The 2,986-nt window shown below is 31.5% G+C and carries 3 protein-coding genes; 1 reads left to right on the top strand and 2 read right to left on the bottom strand.

The window, feature by feature from the left end:
• The first annotated feature begins 63 nt into the window (after nt 1-63).
• Nucleotides 64-861: a pyrroline-5-carboxylate reductase gene (proC, locus tag ACI313_RS01400; RefSeq protein ID WP_320608544.1), complete on the top strand. Its 798-nt coding sequence runs from the start codon at nt 64-66 to the stop codon at nt 859-861.
• Here the strand turns inward: proC and ACI313_RS01395 are convergent.
• Nucleotides 858-1,913, bottom strand: coding sequence for an Mbeg1-like protein (locus ACI313_RS01395; protein WP_320608543.1), 1,056 nt, complete (start codon nt 1,911-1,913; stop codon nt 858-860). The two genes, proC and ACI313_RS01395, sit on opposite strands and share 4 nt — an antisense overlap.
• Before the next feature lie 41 nt (nt 1,914-1,954).
• Nucleotides 1,955-2,866, bottom strand: coding sequence for a serine O-acetyltransferase (locus tag ACI313_RS01390; RefSeq protein ID WP_439755104.1), 912 nt, complete (start codon nt 2,864-2,866; stop codon nt 1,955-1,957).
• Nucleotides 2,867-2,986: the final 120 nt, after the last annotated feature.

Raw genomic sequence — 2,986 nt, 5'->3', positions numbered from 1 at the left:
GTAAAAGTATATTCTAAATGACTATTAGATGAGTCAATTAGAATATACCAGGAGTGAATTTTTATGAAAATAGGATTTATTGGATGTGGAAATATGGGAAGTGCAATGATTAAAGGAATCGTACAAGGAAAGGTTTGTCCTCCTTCACAAATATATGTTGCGGATCATCATCAAAGTAATTTTGAAAAAATCGCATCATTAAATGTTCATACAACATTAGATAATATAGAAGTAAGTAAAGAAGTCGATGTACTATTTTTATCCGTGAAACCATATGTATATGAAAATGTAATTTCACAAATAAAGGATTCTGTAAAAGAGAATGCGATTATCGTGTGTATTGCGGCAGGAAAAACAATAGCGCAAGTACAAACATACTTTCAAAAACCAATAAAAATTGTGAAAGCTATGCCTAATACTCCGGCTATGGTACAAGAAGCAATGAGTGCTATTAGCTATAATGAATACTTAACACAAGAAGAAGTCGATACAATATTAAATATCTTCAATAGTTTTGGAAAAGTTGAGATAGTATCTGAATCACAAATGGATGCCGTAACTGCGGTGAGTGGAAGTTCGCCAGCTTATGTTTATATGATGATAGAAGCAATGGCCGATGCGAGTGTAAAACAAGGAATGCCACGTAAACAAGCTTATGTATTCGCAAGTCAGGCGGTATTAGGAGCTGCTAAAATGGTATTAGAAACACAACAACATCCAGGCACATTAAAAGATGCGGTTTGTTCACCATCAGGAACAACGATTGAAGCGGTTAGTAAACTCGAAGAAACAGGTTTTAGAAGTAGTATTATACAAGCCATGGATGCTTGTTTTGAAAAATCGAAAAAGATGACAGGCTAGTCATCTTTCTTTTTGTATTCTTTCAGTGTTTGTAGATTCGATTGAATGAGTACTCTGATGAGTTGATTGATAATCGCTTTAGTTTGAGCATCGATTGTCTTTATTTGTTTGATAATATTTCTTAAATTCACAAATTGAAAATCATATATGTCTTCAACATTTTCTTTTTGAATTAATTCATAAAACGATTCAATGAATATTTTTCGCTGTTCTAAAGAAGCATTTTGAAGCCATGTGTTACCACTTTGTTGCAGAAACAAAGACAAAGAATCTAATTGTGAAGTACGAATAAAATGATCGTCTTGTATATTCCAATTAAATAAATCATGTTGGTGAAGATGTTTGGCATCACTTTGAATAATTGTATAATGATTCGAGTTTTCTAGAATTAGACCGAAAATAGAACCTTGTGGTATAAATTTATGATAAATCGGTTGAATTGTATTTAAATTATTTTCTAAAAATCCAGGACCATCGAAATTATAAATTTCTATACAATTTTGAATGGAATCTAAATGACTAGCACAAAAAGTCGCAAAGTTTCCTCCTTTTGAATGACCAATTAAACGATAAGAATAAGAAGGAAAGGAAAGTGATTCAACATATTTTACACTGCTTTTTTGTCCATATGTTTCTTGACAAAACAACATATTAAAATCTTCTTTCCATCCTACAATTGAAGTATCTGTTCCTCGAAAACAAATATTATAAATATTGTCTTCGCATACAAAAACCATAGCACTGAATTGTTCATCTAATAGGGGATCAAAGACAGATTGAAAGAAGCCTACCATACAGTTACAATAACGAATGCTGTCGTTCATACATAAAAGTAAAGATAGAAATTGTTCTGGGTCTTTATTTACATTCAATAATGTTTGAAAATAGGGATAAAATTGATAAAACGGAATTAAGGTGGTTTCAATGTCAATATCAATGAGTTCCCAATTTAAATAAGTTAAGTAACTAAATATGGCGGCATCTATTTCATTAAAAGGATATTCTTCAAAAGAAAATTGTCCATATTTTTTGGCATAATCAAGCATGTTCATAATTTTATTCTAACAAAAAAATCAGAGAATGCATCTCTGATTTAAATTTCGTAACAAGAAGTACATTTATCAGGTTTTAATACTAATTCTGGGTTTTGGTTTGTGACTCGCATGTGAGCTGGAATAGAATGAGTGATAAAGCAGTTTCCGGCAATAACGCAACCTTCACCGATAACGGTTTCACCACCTAAAACGGATGAATTCGAATAAATTGTCACATTATCACAAATAGTAGGATGACGTTTAACACCTCTTAATTTTTGACCATCACGAGTTGATAAACCTCCTAAAGTAACTCCTTGATAAATTTTAACGTGATTTCCAATGACAGTAGTTTCACCAATTACTACGCCTGTACCATGATCAATGAAGAAATACTGTCCAATAGTAACACCTGGATGTATATCGATTCCGGTTTTACTATGGGCTTGTTCAGTCATAATTCTAGGAATTAGTGGAACATCCAATAAATATAATTCATGAGCAATTCGATTCACAAAAATCGCATAGAACCCAGGGTAAGAATAAACAATTTCATCGTATGAAGTAGCTGCTGGATCTCCTTCAAAGGCTGCTTGAATATCAGTTTTCAAGTAGTCATGAATTTTAGGAAGTTGATCTAAAAATTGAAGAGCAATTTGTTTAGCTTTTTCTTTACGCGCAAATTTTGGCGATTTTGCATATTTAGGATGATACAACAAAGCCCGTGTTGTTTCATAAACAAGTAAAGTATAAATCGATTCAACATGGCCTCCTATTTCATATTTATTGGAAAATTCGGAAACAGTTTCACGATTTCCAAATAAAGCAGGAAATAAAGCGTGTTGGCAATTTTCAATGATTTTGGTAATTTCTTTTGTATCGAGTTGAGAAGTATGTTTATCTTTATAATTTTGTTCAACGTCTTCAATAACATGTTGAACAATTCGTTCAATTTTACTATCTAATTCCATCAAAAAAGTCTCCTTTTTAGTCTGTATAAAATTATACTATAAAGTGGTATTTTTTTCTATTTTTCGTATAATACATTAGAAAATTAATACACCAATGTTGATAAAAAACACCAATCGAAG

This window comes from Floccifex sp. (genome assembly GCF_051873495.1).
Classification (GTDB): Bacteria; Bacillota_I; Bacilli_A; order Erysipelotrichales; family Erysipelotrichaceae; genus Floccifex.
This window is presented reverse-complemented; position numbering and strand designations above follow the sequence as displayed.